General features: G+C 53.9%; 17 protein-coding genes. 5 read left to right on the top strand and 12 right to left on the bottom strand.

Features of this window, described 5'->3' with window-relative positions:
* Nucleotides 1-3: 3 nt before the first annotated feature.
* From truC to syd, 7 genes are all read right to left on the bottom strand, one after another.
* The gene (truC, locus tag ABUK12_RS21420) at nucleotides 4-795 is read right to left on the bottom strand and encodes a tRNA pseudouridine(65) synthase TruC (protein ID WP_410013708.1); all 792 of its coding nucleotides are present in this window, start codon (nucleotides 793-795) and stop codon (nucleotides 4-6) included.
* Complete coding sequence (locus ABUK12_RS21415) at nucleotides 788-1,144, bottom strand: YqcC family protein (RefSeq protein WP_410013707.1); 357 nt, start codon at nucleotides 1,142-1,144, stop codon at nucleotides 788-790. Before ABUK12_RS21415 ends, truC begins: the two co-directional genes overlap by 8 nt.
* Nucleotides 1,145-1,502: 358 nt before the next feature.
* On the bottom strand, nucleotides 1,503-4,163 hold the full coding sequence (locus ABUK12_RS21410; RefSeq protein ID WP_410013706.1) for an ankyrin repeat domain-containing protein: 2,661 nt from the start codon (nucleotides 4,161-4,163) through the stop codon (nucleotides 1,503-1,505).
* A 523-nt stretch (nucleotides 4,164-4,686) separates the two neighbouring features.
* Nucleotides 4,687-4,884, bottom strand: a complete 198-nt coding sequence (locus tag ABUK12_RS21405; protein WP_410013705.1) for a group II intron maturase-specific domain-containing protein — start codon at nucleotides 4,882-4,884, stop codon at nucleotides 4,687-4,689.
* Between the two features lie 175 nt (nucleotides 4,885-5,059).
* On the bottom strand, nucleotides 5,060-5,344 hold the full coding sequence (locus ABUK12_RS21400; RefSeq protein ID WP_410016737.1) for a reverse transcriptase domain-containing protein: 285 nt from the start codon (nucleotides 5,342-5,344) through the stop codon (nucleotides 5,060-5,062).
* A 123-nt stretch (nucleotides 5,345-5,467) separates the two neighbouring features.
* On the bottom strand, nucleotides 5,468-5,812 hold the full coding sequence (locus ABUK12_RS21395) for a hypothetical protein (protein WP_410013704.1): 345 nt from the start codon (nucleotides 5,810-5,812) through the stop codon (nucleotides 5,468-5,470).
* 1,097 nt (nucleotides 5,813-6,909) lie between these two features.
* Nucleotides 6,910-7,458 carry a SecY-interacting protein gene (syd, locus tag ABUK12_RS21390; RefSeq protein WP_410013703.1) on the bottom strand — a complete coding sequence of 183 codons (549 nt, stop codon included), beginning with the start codon at nucleotides 7,456-7,458 and terminating at the stop codon, nucleotides 6,910-6,912.
* Between the two features lie 73 nt (nucleotides 7,459-7,531).
* On the opposite strand from syd, the gene queF reads away from it, so the two are divergent.
* The 3 genes from queF (at nucleotide 7,532) to xni (ending at nucleotide 10,771) form a co-directional block, all read left to right on the top strand.
* The gene (gene queF, locus ABUK12_RS21385) at nucleotides 7,532-8,380 is read left to right on the top strand and encodes an NADPH-dependent 7-cyano-7-deazaguanine reductase QueF (RefSeq protein ID WP_410013702.1); all 849 of its coding nucleotides are present in this window, start codon (nucleotides 7,532-7,534) and stop codon (nucleotides 8,378-8,380) included.
* A 174-nt stretch (nucleotides 8,381-8,554) separates the two neighbouring features.
* Complete coding sequence (gene ppnN / locus ABUK12_RS21380; protein ID WP_410013701.1) at nucleotides 8,555-9,919, top strand: nucleotide 5'-monophosphate nucleosidase PpnN; 1,365 nt, start codon at nucleotides 8,555-8,557, stop codon at nucleotides 9,917-9,919.
* Between the two features lie 87 nt (nucleotides 9,920-10,006).
* Nucleotides 10,007-10,771 carry a flap endonuclease Xni gene (xni, locus tag ABUK12_RS21375; protein WP_410013700.1) on the top strand — a complete coding sequence of 255 codons (765 nt, stop codon included), beginning with the start codon at nucleotides 10,007-10,009 and terminating at the stop codon, nucleotides 10,769-10,771.
* A 108-nt stretch (nucleotides 10,772-10,879) separates the two neighbouring features.
* Here the strand turns inward: xni and rlmM are convergent, their stop codons facing one another.
* The 4 genes from rlmM to ABUK12_RS21355 all read right to left on the bottom strand — a co-directional run bounded on the left by rlmM (nucleotide 10,880) and on the right by ABUK12_RS21355 (nucleotide 14,000).
* Nucleotides 10,880-11,980, bottom strand: a complete 1,101-nt coding sequence (gene rlmM / locus ABUK12_RS21370; RefSeq protein ID WP_410013699.1) for a 23S rRNA (cytidine(2498)-2'-O)-methyltransferase RlmM — start codon at nucleotides 11,978-11,980, stop codon at nucleotides 10,880-10,882.
* Entirely contained in the window at nucleotides 11,973-12,368 is a 396-nt protein-coding gene (locus ABUK12_RS21365) for a DUF423 domain-containing protein (protein ID WP_410013698.1), read from the bottom strand. The genes rlmM and ABUK12_RS21365 overlap by 8 nt, the downstream gene beginning before the upstream one ends.
* Nucleotides 12,369-12,405: 37 nt before the next feature.
* Nucleotides 12,406-13,344, bottom strand: a complete 939-nt coding sequence (locus ABUK12_RS21360; RefSeq protein ID WP_410013697.1) for a transcriptional regulator GcvA — start codon at nucleotides 13,342-13,344, stop codon at nucleotides 12,406-12,408.
* A gap of 434 nt (nucleotides 13,345-13,778) precedes the next feature.
* Nucleotides 13,779-14,000, bottom strand: a complete 222-nt coding sequence (locus ABUK12_RS21355) for a YgdI/YgdR family lipoprotein (RefSeq protein WP_410013696.1) — start codon at nucleotides 13,998-14,000, stop codon at nucleotides 13,779-13,781.
* Between the two features lie 227 nt (nucleotides 14,001-14,227).
* On the opposite strand from ABUK12_RS21355, the gene csdA reads away from it, so the two are divergent.
* Nucleotides 14,228-15,433 carry a cysteine desulfurase CsdA gene (csdA, locus tag ABUK12_RS21350; protein WP_410013695.1) on the top strand — a complete coding sequence of 402 codons (1,206 nt, stop codon included), beginning with the start codon at nucleotides 14,228-14,230 and terminating at the stop codon, nucleotides 15,431-15,433.
* Nucleotides 15,434-15,452: 19 nt separating this feature from the next.
* A complete protein-coding gene (gene csdE / locus ABUK12_RS21345; RefSeq protein WP_410013694.1) occupies nucleotides 15,453-15,905 on the top strand; it encodes a cysteine desulfurase sulfur acceptor subunit CsdE in 453 nt (150 codons plus the stop codon).
* Here csdE and tcdA read toward each other — a convergent pair.
* A complete protein-coding gene (tcdA, locus tag ABUK12_RS21340; protein ID WP_410013693.1) occupies nucleotides 15,895-16,722 on the bottom strand; it encodes a tRNA cyclic N6-threonylcarbamoyladenosine(37) synthase TcdA in 828 nt (275 codons plus the stop codon). The genes csdE and tcdA overlap by 11 nt on opposite strands.
* Nucleotides 16,723-16,748: the final 26 nt, after the last annotated feature.

The raw sequence follows: 16,748 nt of genomic DNA, 5'->3' as shown, positions 1-16,748 counted from the left end.
CTTTCATTCCGTCAGCGTAGAAGATGCCATATCCTGACCCGATGCCCGGGGAAACTCAACCCTTTCATAGTCAGGGATAATACCGGTCCAGCCGAACCGTACCATCAGATCCTGCCAGGTCTGGTCCCAGCCGGCGTTGATTTTTAACGGTTTCCCGGTAATCGGATGGGTTAACTCCAGGCAACTGGCGTGCAGCATTAACCGCGCGCAGTCAAAGGTGCGGGCAAATCCGCGATTCTGGCGTAAATCACCGTGGGTGGAATCGCCGATCAAGGGATGGTGCAAATGGGACATATGGCGGCGCAGCTGATGTTTGCGTCCGGTTTGCGGCAGCAGTTCCATCAGGCTGTAGCGGGACGTGGGATAGCGGCCGATAGCCACCGGCATTTCCACCTGCGCCAGCGTCCGGTAATGGCTTATCGCCTGCTGCGGCGCCTTGTCCGGCTGGGCGAATTTGTCAGCTATCTTGTCCAGTTCCTGGGTCAGGGCATAATCGATCACGCCGTCGCCTTCCATATAACCGCGCGCCACCGCATGGTAGGTTTTCCTGATCCCGTGCTGTTCGAACTGTTCGGATAAGCTGCGCGCCACGTCACTGGACAGCGCCAGCAACAGCACGCCGGACGTGGGGCGGTCCAGGCGATGGACGGTAAAGACATGCTGTCCCAGCATGTCGCGCACCGTTTGCATCACCACTATTTTTTCCTTGCGGTCCAGCCAGCTGCGGTGTACCAACCACCCTGCCGGCTTATTGACCGCCACGATATATTCGTCCTGGTAACAGATCTCAATCATGCTGAATTTTCGGCGCCTGCGTAGGGGGATCCTGGGGGGAATCGATATTAAGTAAGTCGTCCAGCCGCTGTAACTGGGTAAGCAATCCGGCAGCGTGCGCAAACGCTTCCTCAAAATAGGGCGTGATGGCGAAGCGCCGCGGTAGTGCCGCCTGCTGATCGAGCAAGGCGTGCATACGCGGCAGCAGGATCCACTGCAGCCACTCTTCGGGGCGCATGGTATCGATACAAAACGGCTCCCGGCTTTCAAACGCCTCGCGCGCCGGCGGCTGCGGCTGCCATATTGACAATGAACGCATCGCCTGCTCAACGGCAAACAGCCGCTGGCGAACCTGTTGGTGGAAATCCATCGTATGCTCCCCGTAAAGGACTGCTGCGCCTGATCTGACAAAGCGGCAAAGCATAGCACTTAACTTTGTCCGGTACTAATTATGACATATAAAGTTAGCCTGATAATTACAGCTGCTGGCACCGGCGACCGCGACCGTCTGTAACAATGCGTGGAATAGCCCGAACGCTAAGCGAGGAGATAATCCTGAAAGGCGATACCAGGCGCCATTCAGGATTTTTAAGCATCTTACCCCTCTTAACTTGCGCCCAGCGGGCACGGTTTGATTACCTGCATCCGCTTTTAACCGTCTCGGCTTTGCCCGTATCGCAACCCTATCCTTCTCTATCGGGCTACATATTCATTTGGCAATATTATTGTCAAAATCCAGCTTCATTACATTTTTTGTGCAAAAAATCAATCATTTGCGTATCACCCGTCAGACTGGCGATATACAGAGCCGTTTTCCCGGTTAATTGTGTCGAATCAATTAAAGAGTGATCTTGTTTAACGTAGTTTTCAACCTGATCGAACCGTCCACTTTCCACTGCCAGGAAAAAAGCCGTTTTCAAAGGTAAAGCAGTTTCATCGGTATTGGACTTAATCTTCTCGAACAATTTAACAACGATACTACCCAAATCATTACTAGCAGCCATCATTAACGCATTTACGCCTGATGCATCTTCTAAATTGAAATTGATTTTTTTCTCATTTAACAAAAGTTCTATTATCTCGGTTGCTCCCACTTCAATTGCATATAATAACGATGTTTTGCCGGTATCTGTTTGCATATTCAAATTTAGCTTACCGCTATCAATAAACATCTTGAAAATTTTAATGTCATTCGCTTCGATCGCTATGAATTGAGCTGGAAATGAAGGTCTTTCGGCGCCCAAACTTATCATTTCATTCACATCAAAATTGTTTTTTAAAAGAAATTCAATTATATCGTAACGTTTTTGGGTTAGAGCCATCAAAATACCCATTGGAACTCCATCTTGATCTTTTGAATAAAAATCCGGTTTGTAATCAACAATCAACTTCACTAAATCTAAATCGTCCATATAAATTGAATTTACCAAAGCATCCCACCCATCTCTATCCTTAAAATGAACAGAGGCATTATTCTCAAGTAAAATTTTAGCCATGTCATAATATTTAGCTGCAATGGCAATTAATAAAGCGGTTTTTCCATTTAGATCGGCATGATTGATATTAGCGCCATGGCTGAGTAATAATTTAACCATTTCTAAATTATTGCTGGCGACCGCGAAGGTCAACGGAGCATTTCCCTTCATGTTGACATGCTCGACGTCCGCGCTCGCGCTATGTTCCAGTAAAAGTTTAGCCATGTTTATATCTTCGTTCTTTATAGCTATAAACAGCGCAGTTTCCCCATTATGCTTCTGAGGCATGAGTTTGGCGCCATATTTCAGTAAAACCTGCGCCACTTCGAGGCGCTTCTTATTAACGGACGCAATTAAGGCTTGATCGAGGGCAAGAACTTCATTACCTTGATCGAGATTATTTGCCAATAAAAATTCAATTATCTCAACAGAGATATTATTTTCCAGAGCGTAAAACAAGGTTGTCTTACCATGAAGATCTTTGTAATTTATGTTATAAGTTTTCTTATTATTAGTTATTAATTTCTTAACCATCTCGGTATCATTATATGTCAAGGCATACATCACGAACTTGTTCATTGACTCGGCATAATCTTTTTCATTAAAAATATTATTATTTATACAAAACAATAAAGCCTTGTAACGTTTTTCGTTATCAATATTATTGGAAAAATCCTTAATATCTATTAACCATTCGGTGTCAAAAAAATAAGAAACTTTTTCCGTTAATGTATTATCAATAGCGAAATACAAAAGTTCAGAACTTTGCTTGCCACTTATTTTATTTTGTTGTAATAATTCAAGAGTAACAAGGCTACGAATATCTGAATTTTTATCTAAAAACCAAAATATATTGGCCGCTGACATTAAACTGAAGTCGGGAGTGCTAATTTCATTTTTTAATGTAGCTTGTCCAGAATCCACAAGCGCCGTGGCCAAGGCAATATAAATACCTTCAGCATTCGGCAACAAGTGATATTGGCCGGCTATATCACCTTCCTCTACAATCGCCCAATCATTTATTTTAAGGGAAATAACCTCTGGGCTGCCAAAGATGGCGCGATATCCTTCTACAGTCAAATAACATTGAGTACCGTCGATAACATGGTTAGCTTTTTTATTACTAATATTTACAAGCTGCTCATAAATACAATCACCATATTTTTTTATTAGCGCGGGCATCTGACAGTTATTATTAATCTCTATCAATAAACGTGGAAATAGTTCACTGATTTCTTCTTTCATATGCACGCCATGGAAAGGATCGCTGTCAGAGCTTGCCAAATTCCAGTTATGTTCTTTGTTTAGCATCAATTTATAAGCATTGACATAATGTATTTCCATAGCTACGGATATAGATTGGTGATTATTACTCACAAACCAGGAAATCACATCATTCGCTATCGTGTTTTTTTCATTTTCAAGTTTTTCAACCAACCCTGCACTTTTGATTAGATTAATTTTATGGCACGTCTGTTGGATTCTAATCAGTGAACCGGAAACACAATATTCAAGATCGCTGAGCGTATTTCTAACTTCATCTACTATCGTCTCGCATATTGGTTTCTTAAGGGATTTTAATTGCAGAAGCCAATTACTAAGCTCATGATATATATTATATTTAATCGAGGGATGTATCTCACTTGGGTCTGCCAATTTTTGAATGAATATATTTATAGACTTGCTTAAATGCTTATCAAATCCCATTATATCAATTATATCATCGAAATCATTCTTCACTTGAAGAATATATTTTGTTAAAAACATTTTTTCAAAAGACTCAATTTCCCCATGGACCTCTTTTGTATAAATAATTCTTATTTCTTTCTTGAGCAAATGATTATTATTTTTACCTTCTTCCATCAGTGAAGAAAGGGTATGATTTAAATTTTGTTGTACATTATTTATGGGCATAATCAGTTCTCATTATTATAAGATGAGCGAATCAGGTTGCCAGCGTACTGTTTTTTCTAGAAAAAACACAATTATAATAGCGGACTTTATAAACAAAACATTCACTTGTTGATGTTTGGTTGATGCCGGCGGGTAAATTCAAATAAATAGATATCTAATAGATTTAATTATATTTAATTTCTTTTAACCGGCAGGAAAATCCAGGGGGGCAACGCACGGCAAAATACTTTGCGTAATAGGCGGCGCGCCATCGAGTAGGCGGCGGGATTGCTCCTACCGTCCTCTCACGGCACCGTACTCACGGTTCCGTATACGGCGCTTCATTTACAGCGCTGGAACTCACTATACAACTCCAGCAGTGTTCACAGTCCTAAGCGCTCGAACACTTTCTTCGCTAACGCGTGGTTCATATGACTGGCCCCCGCGTTCTACCTGAGACCCCGTCGGATCGTCGCCGATATACACGCCCTTTCTTCACCTAGGCCTATTTTCATCAGCATCCTTGCCCGCTTGCTCGTCCTTTTCAAGTGCCGCCACAGCAGTAACGCAGTTTACGGCGAACCCAGCCATCCATTTCGTCCAGTATCCCTTTGACTTTGGTCAGCCGGCAGTAACTTATCCACCTTCGTAGCACCGGCGCAAGCCCGCCGATCACCGTTTTCAGCGCTTTTGAACAGTCGCCTGTCGTCAGGCTGCGGATTTTATCCTTCAGCCTTGCCACGCTGCTCGCGGCTATCTTCAGTTTTACCCGTTTGTGCCACGTCAGGCTATATCCCTGGAACTTGCGCTCTCAGGGCCCGGCCATCGCGCTTTTGTTTGGAATTACCGACAGATGGAGATGCTTTTACAGGTACCGGCTTATCGAGTTCATCGCCTTTTCCTCGCTTTGCGACTGCTCACGTATTATTACAGTCATCTGCGTAACGGCGGAACCGGCGCCCCCTGCGCTCCAGCTCAAGGTCAAGGTCGGTCAATCGCAGGTTGCAGAGTAACGGCGATAACGGACTGCGCTGCGACATTCCCTCCCGTCGCTTTGTCGCCACCTTACCATTGACCAGGTCCGCTTCCAGGTACCGCCTGATGGGCTTGAGCAATCTGGCATCTTTGATTTTGCGGCTTCGTCTCGACATCATGATATTGTGGTTAACCCGGTCAAAGAATTTTTCCAGATCCCTATCCACCACGCAGCGCCGACCACTTCGCACTTAGGCCTGTGCTTGACGCACTGCCTGCCATGCGTTGAGTCCCGGCCTAAAGCCGTAGCTAAACTCGGAAAACGTAGGCTCATAGTAAGGGGTGAGGTGCTATTGGATGGCCTGCTGGATCAATCGGTCCACGGCCGTGGGGATACCCAGGACTCTGACTACGCCATTAGGTTTGGGGAGCTCGACCCGACGTATCGCCCGCGGTATAAAGCTACCGTCCAGCGGGGCCGCTTTGACCGTCGGCCAAAGCCGTTTCAGCCAGTCTTTGAGTTCCCCGAGGCCCAGGGTATTTACACCCGGCGCGCATTTGTTCTCAATCACCCGCTGACGGGCCAGCACCCGGTTGCTGCGGGTTATCACCGCTTCGATTGACAACGGTTGTTCCGCTTTCGTTTGCTCAGGTTGCGCCGTGCGCATTTCAGCATCCGCGTCAGGCTCTTGCAAATACTATGCGCTTCCTCCTGTCCGGGCCGCGGCATTCTGCGCTTGTGCCTCATCAATACGCATCGAAATAACCTGTCCTGATCACGGTTGTAAATGTTCAGCCCTTCACCATGCCGGTTTTGCACCGCTACTACGGGCCTCGGCTGACTTCTGTACGTTCATTCCGTCGCCTCTCAGCGCTCGGTAGTACCATGGCAAACGTATAGCTCTCCCCGGATGATGCGCGTGACCGCCCTGCTTATACCTCTCCACTGTATGTCACAGCGTTCTGTGCAAGTATTGGGGCTTTGATGATATTTGCCTCCTTATCCCGCTGTCTCGCCTAAACCGATCCCTGTTCGTTAGGCCAGCATGTTGCCTTCAGCTGCCTTCAGATCCCACCTCGCGGTGGGCACCCTTGCCGTTCAGCTAGCACGTCCCCCTCGCCGGGTGTGCAGAGGGCTTTCACCGCCAAGTCGCCCCTTAACCACCACGGTCAAGGGACAGCGCCTGTCAAGACGCTACGCGCCATGCCCGGCGCGCCAAAGAAAAGGGGGTACTGTATCGCTACAGTACCCCCGGTTCGTTTATAGCAATCCCGCTATTGTTGTGCTCCCTGCCTTCATCCATGATAAGCGTTATATTCACGATAACTTGGCAACACTCCTTGTCGGCAATCTCCATCCGTGAAAGCCGCCTACGTTCTCCAACGTATTTCCTGCAGGCATTCCCGCCCCGCCGGTACTCCCTGACCCGCGCACATTCTCCATCCTGGAGGTGTCCCGCTCATCATCCTGAATCGTCCGGGCCTCTTCATGAAGCCATCCCTGTTGCAGCCCGTCCTGGGCCCTTCCCTAATAGGCTGGCCCAATACCAACGGCGTTTGCCGCGTCCTGAACCGAATGGTAAGATCGCTTAATCGAACCGCTTATACAAGACGATCACTGTTAATAGCGAACATTGTTTACCACCGCACTGTTAATTCTGCTAATTAATTTATTGATTAATAGCGTTTAATTCCGCTTTCCAGTGATTAAAAAAACCTGAATTAATAGCTTTGTCTTACATGAAATGTAAGAGATCTCTCACATGCATTGTTGCAAAACCCGCTCGGTTTTTCATGTAACACAGGGATCGAGGCGGGATAAAAAGTCCTGCAGCGTCGGCGCCAGCACCGTATTTTTTTTCCGGCCGACTTCTTCGAGCAGGACTTCGCCGGTCAGGTTGGATAAAGACACCAGGCTGAGCTCGGAGTCGGTGGTGGCGATAAATACGCTGGGAGGGAGCTTAAGCCGCTTTTGCATCAGCAGGTGGCCGATGAGGTTTTCCTGGATGCGCACCCCGTCCGCCGCGCTCCAGACTTGCAGCAGCTCCAGGGGTTGGCCCTGGAAAGAGGCGGCCATATCGCCGGCAAGCTGGGTGCAATAAAAATCCCAGGCCGCCGGACGCAGCTGCATGTCCATCGCCCGCTCGACGCCGGCGAGGGTCAGCGCCTCTTCCGGCTGGCGCGGTTGCCAGACTACCCGGCCGTCGTCCTCGCTTACCACGCAGGGAGAAGGAACGCCATACAGCGCCTGGCTGGCGGGCCCATGGCCGGTGAGAGACTGCCAGTGGCGCAGATAACGGCGGGTGAAATCCTGTAATGACTGTGACACTTGGTAATCCATATTCTCTCTCATCTTACGACTCTCTACGTTACACTAAGCGCATTGCACTACGGAACATGCCGGATACTCTATTATGTCCTTGAATGAAGAACGCCACACCCTGGATCATTTGACGCTGGGTAAACCCACCGCCTATCGCGACCGGTACGACGCCACGCTGCTGCAGGCGGTGCCGCGCGCGCTCAATCGCGAGCCGCTGGGCATCGACGCGCGGGCGCTGCCGTTTCACGGCGCCGATATCTGGACGCTTTATGAACTGTCGTGGCTCAACGATAAGGGCCTGCCCCAGGTCGCAATGGGTGAAGTCATCCTGAACGCGCAAAGCCTTAACCTGATTGAATCCAAAAGCTTTAAGCTCTATCTTAACAGTTTCAATCAAACCCGGTTTGCCGACTGGGCCACGGTGCGGGAAATATTAACCCGCGATCTCGCCCGGTGCGCCGTGGGCGAAGTGGGCGTTACGCTGTTCAGGCTCGGCGAGCTGACAAATCAGCCGGTTGCCGATTTTACCGGCGAGTGCATCGACGAGCAGGACATCGCCATCGATGACTACGCCTTCAACGCCGATTGGCTGAAGAATGCCGCCGCGGGCGCCCAGCCGGTCAGCGAAACCCTGGTCAGCCACGTGCTGAAATCCAACTGCCTGATTACCCACCAGCCCGACTGGGGGTCCGTCCAAATCAGCTACCGGGGCCCGCGTATCGATCGCGAAGCCCTGCTGCGTTATCTGGTATCGTTTCGCCAGCATAATGAATTTCACGAGCAATGCGTGGAGCGGATTTATACCGATCTGATGCGTTTTTGCCGGCCGGAGCGCTTAGCGGTGTACGCGCGTTATACCCGGCGCGGCGGCCTGGACATCAATCCCTGGCGGAGCAATACGGATTTTGTCCCGTCAAAAAGCCGCCTGGCGCGGCAATAATGCGCGCAAGCGCGCAACTCAGAGGCATTTTGGCGCGGACCGTTGGTAAAACCGCGCCGATATTATTATGGTTAACCTGACTAGAAAACAGCGAACGCGCCGCCATCGTGCGCTCCGGCGGCCGCGTCGACTGTCTGTTTGCATTTTGTGCCGAGTCGCACACAAGGAGTTATATTGATTACGCATATCAGCCCCCTTGGCTCAATGGATTTATTGTCACAACTCGAAGTCGATATGCTCAAGCGTACCGCCAGCAGCGATCTTTACCGCTTATTCCGCAACTGTTCGCTGGCGGTGCTCAATTCCGGCAGCCAGACTGACAGCAGCAAGGAATTGCTGGCCCGCTATCAGGATTTCGATATCAACGTGCTGCGCCGCGAGCGCGGCGTCAAGCTCGAGCTGGTCAACCCGCCCGAGGAAGCCTTTGTCGACGGCCGGATTATCCGCTCGCTGCAGGCGAACCTGTTCGCGGTGCTGCGCGATATCCTGTTCGTCAACGGCCAGATTGTCAGTGCCGGCCATCATCAGCACCTGGACATGACAAACTCCGTCCATATCACCAACCTGGTGTTTTCCATCATGCGCAACGCCCGCGGCCTGCACGTGGGCGAGGCGCCGAACATGATCGTCTGCTGGGGCGGGCATTCCATCAATGAAACCGAATATCTTTATGCGCGCAATGTCGGCAGCCAACTGGGCCTGCGCGAGCTGAATATCTGCACCGGCTGCGGTCCGGGCGCCATGGAGGCGCCCATGAAAGGCGCGGCCGTGGGCCATGCCCAGCAGCGCTACAAGGAAGGGCGGTTTATCGGCATGACCGAACCCTCTATTATCGCCGCCGAGCCGCCTAACCCGCTGGTCAACGAGCTGATTATCATGCCGGATATCGAAAAACGCCTCGAAGCCTTCGTGCGTATCGGCCATGGGATCATTATCTTCCCCGGCGGCGTGGGCACTGCCGAAGAGCTGCTTTACCTGCTCGGCATCATGATGAACCCGGAGAATAAACACCAGGTGCTGCCGCTGATCCTGACCGGTCCCGGCATCAGCGCCGATTATTTCCGGGTCCTGGACGAGTTTATTGTCAGCACCCTGGGCGAGCAGGCCCGCCGGTATTACACCATCATTATCGACGATGCCGCCGAAGTGGCCCGGCGCATGAAAAAAGCGATGCCGGAAGTGAAGGAAAACCGTCGCAACACCGGCGACGCCTACAGCTTTAACTGGTCGCTGCGCATCGCGCCGGACCTGCAGCATCCGTTCGACCCGACCCATGAAAATATGGCCAACCTGAACCTGCATCGCGACCAGCCGGCCGAACAGCTGGCCTCCGCGCTGCGCCGAGCCTTTTCGGGCATCGTGTCCGGCAACGTCAAGGAAACCGGCATCCGCCTGATTGAGCAGTACGGTCCCTATAAGCTGCATGGCGACCCGGCCATCATGAAACGCATGGACGCCCTGTTGCAGGGTTTTGTCGCCCAGCACCGGATGAAGCTGCCCGGCAGCGCTTATATCCCCTGCTACGAGATTTGTATTTAATCCCGCGCCTCGCGGCCCGGCAGGGCGGCACCACGGCTTACCGGCCCGGCTTGCCGCCGCGCCGGTAAATAATCAGGACGGTATGCCATGTCGGTTCACTTATTGATTGTCGATGCGTTAAACCTGATACGCCGCATCCACGCGGTGCAGGGAGCGTCCTGCGCGGCCTCCTGTCTGCATGCGCTGCAGCAGTTAATCCTGCACAGCGCGCCGACTCACGCGGTGGCGGTATTCGACGATGAGGAACGTCATGAGAGCTGGCGGCACCAGCGGTTGCCAGGCTATAAGGGCGGCCGCTCGCCGATGCCTGAGGATTTGCGGCTTCTGCTGCCGGACATCAAACTGTCTTTTGCCCGAACGGGCGTATCCAGCTGGCAGATGACTGGCTTTGAAGCGGATGATATTGCCGCGACGCTGGCATGCAAAGTGGCCGCGGCGGGCCACCGCGTGACGCTGGTTTCCACCGACAAGGGATATTGCCAACTGCTGTCGCCGTCGATTCAAATCCGTGATTATTTCCAGAAACGCTGGCTGGATATGCCGTTCGTCACCCATACCTTTGGCGTACAGCCGCGGCAGCTTACCGATTACTGGGGCCTGGCCGGCATCAGCGGCAGCAAAATCCCGGGCGTCACCGGCATCGGTCCCAAAACCGCCGCCCTGCTAATCGGCCAGGCCGGATCCTTAGCCGCGCTGTATCAGCAATTGGATCAACTGGGCGGCAAGTGGCGCGCCAGGCTCGAACAGCAGCGGGAAATAGCCTTTACCTGCCAACAGGTGGCGACGCTTGATACCGGCATCCATCTGGATGGCAATCTGCAGCAATTAAGATTGGGTACAAGGCCGTTATAACCGACGCCGCCTGGGTTTAATCCACCACCCTCGCCTGCGTTGGGAAGACCGGGGCCGGCCTGACGACGCCATGGTGAGCGAGAATAATGATTAACTTGACCCCGGGCTTCAGCGTTCGTCCCGCCGTCCCGGCACCGCGCTCCAGAACCGGCGGATATGCACCGTCACCTCTTCGCGATCGTGGTAAAGCTGCTTGGCGTGGACCTCGGAATGAATATCATTTTCCTTCAGGGCCGCGCGCAGCAGCGCCAGGTTCTGGCTCACTTCCTCGTAGCGCTTTTTCATCGGCAGCTTAAGATTGATGATAGCCTCGCGGCACCACCCCTTGACCAACCAATCGGCGGCCAACTGCGCCACCCGCGCCGGTTTTTCCACCATATCGCAGACCAGCCAGTACACATTATTGCGCGGCGGCTCGAACCTGAATCCATCCTCGCGGTGGTGGATGACCTGCCCGGTCGCCATCAGGCTCTCGGCCATGTCGCCGTTATCCACCGCATGCACCATCATGCTGCGCTGGACCAGCTGATAGGTCCAGCCGCCGGGGCAGGCGCCCAGATCCACCGCGTACATGCCGCTGCCCAGCCGTTCATCCCATTCATCACGTGGAATAAAAACATGAAATGCCTCTTCCAGCTTCAGCGTGGAACGGCTCGGCGCCTCGGACGGGAATTTCAGGCGCGGGATGCCCATATAAAACGGCGAGTTGTTATTGCTATAGGAATACCCGACATAACAGCAGCCCGGGGCAATAAAAAACACGTGGATCACCGGACGGAACGGCTCTTCCCGCACGGCCAGTATTTTCTGCGCGCGCAGGACCCCGCGCAGCGGCACGGTAAATTTGCGGCAGAACTTCATCAGTTCCTTGCTTTCATTGGTATCCGGCACTTCCACCCGCAAATCGCCGGCGCCCTTCACCGCGCCGGTCAGCATGCCGACTATCGGCGTGATGCGGTCGTCCACCGGCAAATCGCGCAGCAGTTCCCCGGTGAGCAGCATTTGCCGGGCAAAGATCAACTCGCGAAACGGCAGCTCGCGGATCAGCCGGTCTGCTTCTTCATGCTGATAGCATTCAAAGATCACGTAGCCGCTGTTGTCCTTAACCCGCGCAAAACCATAGATTTCCAGGGCGCCGGCTTTTTCGGTAATCTCCGAGGCGCACTCTTTTTCAAATCCGGGTCGGCAATATAAAATAACTTTATTCACGGCGATCGGCCTTTTTCTTCAGACGCAGCGCGCCAATTAACATTAACGTCCAACCCGCCACAAAGCAGGCCCCGCCTATCGGCGTAACATAAACCCACAGACGCAGATGCGACAGCGACAGGCAATAGAGGCTGCCGCTAAACAGGACAATACCGATGGCCAGCAGCGCACCGCTCCAGTAAAACCACACGCTGGCGTTACGCTGCATGGCAACCCCCAGCGCCATCACGGCCAGGGTGTGAAATCCTTGATACTCCAGGCCGGTTTTCAGCCAGGCCAATTCCAGCTCGCCCAGCGTCTGGCTAAGGATATGGGCGCCGAAAGCGCCAAGGGCGACATAGATTAGACCACTGACGGCGGCAAATACCAACATAGCGCGACTACGCATCGTATTAATCCTGATTAGGGTGTTATTTTTGTGATATTTATTCGGATTCAACCGTATGACCGTTATTATAACGGAAACGGAATTTTTCCTGTTCGCTCGCCGCGCGCCCGATGATCCATTGGCGAAAGGCGGCTATTTTACCCACTTCCGCCTGGCTGTCATGACAAACCAGATAAAAAGCGTTTTTACTGACCAATACGTCGTTAAACGGACAGGTCAGCCTGCCCGCCTCGATTTCCGTCTGCGCCATGACATTATTGGCCAGCGCCACCCCCTGACCATGGATGGCGGCCTGCAGTACCATGGCGCTGTGACTGAAAATCGGCCCCTGCTGCACGTTAAGATGAGTGAGCCCCAACTGACGGGTATAGGCCTGCCAGTCCCGGCGCGACGCATCATGCAGCAGGGTATGATAGGCTAAATCCCCGGGCGTTTTCAGCGGGTGCGCCCCACTCAGCAGGGCGGGCGCACAGACCGGCAGCAAATATTCGGCATACAGTTTTTCCACCCGCAGCCCGGGCCAGTTGCCGCGGCCGTAAAAGATGCCGACGTCTACGTCATCGGCCAGTTTGTCCTCTTCGCGATCCACCGCCTGGATCAGGACATCAATCCCCGGCCAGGCGCTATTGAAGCTGGATAAACGCGGCACCAGCCACTGAATGGCGAAACTGGGCAACAGGCTGACCGTTAACGCGCCTTTGGCGCTGCGCGATTGCAGCCGGCGCGTGGCGTCGATGAGCGCCGAGAAAATTTCCTTGATATCCAGGTAGTAGCTTTGTCCTTCCTCGGTGAGCAACAGCGATCGGTTACGGCGGCGAAACAGCTTCAACCCAAGGAAATCTTCCAGGGACTTGATCTGGTGACTGACGGCCGCCTGGGTGACGAACAGCTCCTCGGCCGCTTTGGTAAAGCTTAAATGACGGGCGGCGGCATCAAATACCCGCAAGGCATTTAGCGGCGGTAAGCGTTTAGACATGGGCGAGACGCTTTTCTGCGCCGGTGGCAAGTAAGATGGGCACGAAGAATTGACCTATTAGTTTTTTTTATCCGAGACATTATAATTTGTCCGTTGTGGATGCACCAGCAAATACCTATAGTATCGCTCTACCACGCGGGCCGGAACGAAAGGTAAGTCTGGATTTTCCCATTCAGGCGAGCTTTTGGCCTGCGGTGTGGTGTTGTGTTTGCCCTTTTTGGTCTGTCTTTCGGGCCTGTGGTATTTACGGTAACCGGTCTTATCGTGCCAGGTGACTATTTTTTATTATTTTCAGCCTTACTGAACATTTTTCTGTCTGTCCAATACATGAAATATGTAGCACCGCCTGAGGCGGTGCTTTTTTATGCCTGATAACCGGCAATCATGAAGTGCGGCAGGGTTTGGTATTGTCCGGCTTGGCAAAAAACGGGCGCTTATTGCGCCTTCATCATTTCTTTGACATCGGAACTGTTGATTTGCTGCTCGGTGCCGTTGGCGTCTTGATAACCGATCATGCCGGTTTCATCATCAACCTTTGGTTTGCCGGACGTCACGATGGTGCGCCCGTCGTTGGTGTGCATAACATAGTTGCTTGAACATGCGCTTAGCGTCAGGGCAAACAAAAAAGCGGATAGCATTGCGGCTGTTTTCTTCATCGTTATCTCCTTGCAATCTCATTTTAAAAATAAAAAATCACCACTTAATTCTGTTATTAAGCTTCCAGGCAGGCAGGTATTTTGCTTACCTGATAATAATCAGCATAACAAGCATTGTTCATTTTTCCATAAAACCGGATTAAATCCTGTCACTTATCCCCTCCAGACGGCGATAATAGGATAAGTCTGTAGTTCTGCTTTGCCGAAACAAGGTGTATGAGGTAACCATGACCGAATTTGATTTTGCCGCCTTCCGCCGTCATTTCCCCGCGCTGGATAATGACGCGGTGTATCTGGACAGCGCCGCCACCGCCCTGAAGCCCGACGCGGTCATTGATGCCACCGACGCCTTTTATCGCCATGGCACCGGCAATGTCCATCGCAGCCAGTATCCCGGCGCCGTTTCGCTTACCGCCCGTTATGAGCAGGCGCGCCTCAAGGCCGCCGCCTGGATCGGCGCTCCGGCCGCCGGCATTATCTGGACCCGGGGCGCCACCGAGGCGATTAACCTGGTGGCGCAAAGTTATGCCCGGCCGCGCCTGCGGGCGGGTGACGAAATCCTGGTCAGCGAGGCCGAGCATCACGCCAATCTCATCCCCTGGCTGATGGTGGCGCAGCAGACCGGCGCGCGGGTGGTTCGATGGCCCCTGGGACGCGATTGGCTGCCGGACCCGGCGCAACTCGCCGGGCTGCTGAACGGCAAAACCCGTATCCTGGCCGTGACACAGATGTCGAACGTCACCGGCGCCTGCCCGGATCTGGCGGGCATCACCGCCCTGGTCCGCCGCTACCCGCAGGCGGCGATCGTGCTTGACGGCGCGCAGGGTGCGGTGCACCGTCCCCCCGACGTGCGGGACGCCGATATCGATTTCTACGTTTTTTCCGGCCATAAACTGTATGGCCCGACCGGCATCGGCGTGCTGTATGGCAAAACGGCGCTGCTGGAGGACATGCCGCCCTGGCAAGGGGGCGGCAAGATGCTGACCGCGGCGGGTTTTGACGGTTTTATTCCGCAGGCGGCGCCGCTGCGTTTTGAAGCGGGCACGCCCAATATCGCCGGCGTGCTTGGACTGGGCGCCGCGCTCGACTGGCTGCGCACGCAGGATCTGGCGGCCGCGGAGGAATACAGCGCCGGGCTGGCCGGCCTCGCCGCGCAACGTCTGTCCGCCCTGCCGGGTTTTCGCGCGTTCCGCGCACCGGGTTCCAGTGTGTTATCCTTTGTGTTTGCCGGTCTTCACCATCAGGATATCGCCATGATCCTGGCGCAGGACGGCATTGCCTTGCGCGCCGGGCAGCATTGCGCCCAGCCGCTGATGGCGGCGCTGGGCGTATCCGGCACCCTGCGCGCCTCTTTTGCGCCCTATAATACCCGCCATGACGTCGACCGGCTGGTCGCGTCGGTGGAAAAAGCCGTCTCCCTGCTGAGGGATTGATTCTGATGGGGATAACGTCATGACAGAACATCAAGCGGGCAGCCATCCTTTCGGCGGCGAGATCGCTATGCGGGAATTGACGCAACGCTTTGCCGGCTGCCGGACCTGGGAAGATCGCCTGCGGCAGATTATCCTGCTGGCCAAGGCGCTGCCGCCGCTGCCGGATACGCTGAAAACGCCGGCAACGATACTGACGGGCTGCGAAAACCGCGTCTGGCTCGGCCATCAGCGGCTGCGCGACGGTACGCTGCATTTTTATGCCGACAGCGACGGGCGCATCGTCAAGGGTCTGCTGGCCGTGGTGCTGGCCGGCAGCGAAGGCCAAACGCCGGAACAACTGTCCCACCGGGATCCCCTGGCGCCGTTTGACGACCTGGGGCTGCGCGCCGAGCTGAGCGTCAGCCGCGCCGGCGGGCTGGCGGCTATCGCCGGGCGGATCAACGCCATTGCCGAGAGCTATATTAAACGCTGACGCCCCGCGCCGCCCGGGCCAGCATTTTTTTTAGCGCATGGGATACGGCGATAAACCCGAAGCTGGCGGTGACCATGGTCGCCGCGCCAAAGCCGGAGGCGCAATCCATGCGCTTGGGCCCAACGGCGGTGGCAGGCGACGCGCACACCGAGCCGTCCGGCTGCGGATAGACCAAATGCTCGGTGGAGTAGACACAGTCTATGCCCAATTTGCCTTTACTGTTTTTTACCACGTTGAAATCATGCTTGAGCCGCTCGCGCAGTTTTGCCGCCAGCGGATCCTGGATGGTTTTCGCCAGATCGGCCACCGCGATGCGGGTGGGATCGATTTGCCCGCCCGCCCCGCCCACGGTGACCACCGGAATTTTATAACGACGGCAGTATGAGAGCAGCGCCGCTTTCGGCCGCACGCTGTCAATAGCATCGATAACATAGTCGAAGCCGCGATCGAGCAGGGCCGCGACGTTGTCGGCGGTAATAAAATCATCCACGCAGGTCACCACGCATTCCGGATTGATCGAGGCGATGCGCGCGGCCATGACCTCGGTTTTCGGCTGTCCCACCTGCTCGCGCAGCGCATGGATCTGGCGGTTGGTATTGGTGACGCACACATCATCCATATCGATAAGCGTAATGGCGCCGACGCCGGTGCGCGCCAACGCCTCCGCCGCCCATGAGCCCACGCCGCCGATGCCTATCACGCAGACATGGGCGCGGAAAAACACGTCCAGCGCCTGCCGGCCATACAGGCGGGCGGTGCCGCCGAACCGCTGCAGATACGCGTCTGACTGGTACGCGTGTGAAGGGTGCCCGTTCATCTTGCTAACCTTATTGGCGGTGCCAA

The sequence above is a fragment of the Sodalis sp. C49 genome (assembly GCF_046352915.1).
Taxonomy (GTDB): Bacteria; Pseudomonadota; Gammaproteobacteria; order Enterobacterales; family Enterobacteriaceae; genus Acerihabitans.
Note: the sequence above shows the minus strand (reverse complement) of the source record. Positions and strands in the feature narration are given on the sequence as shown.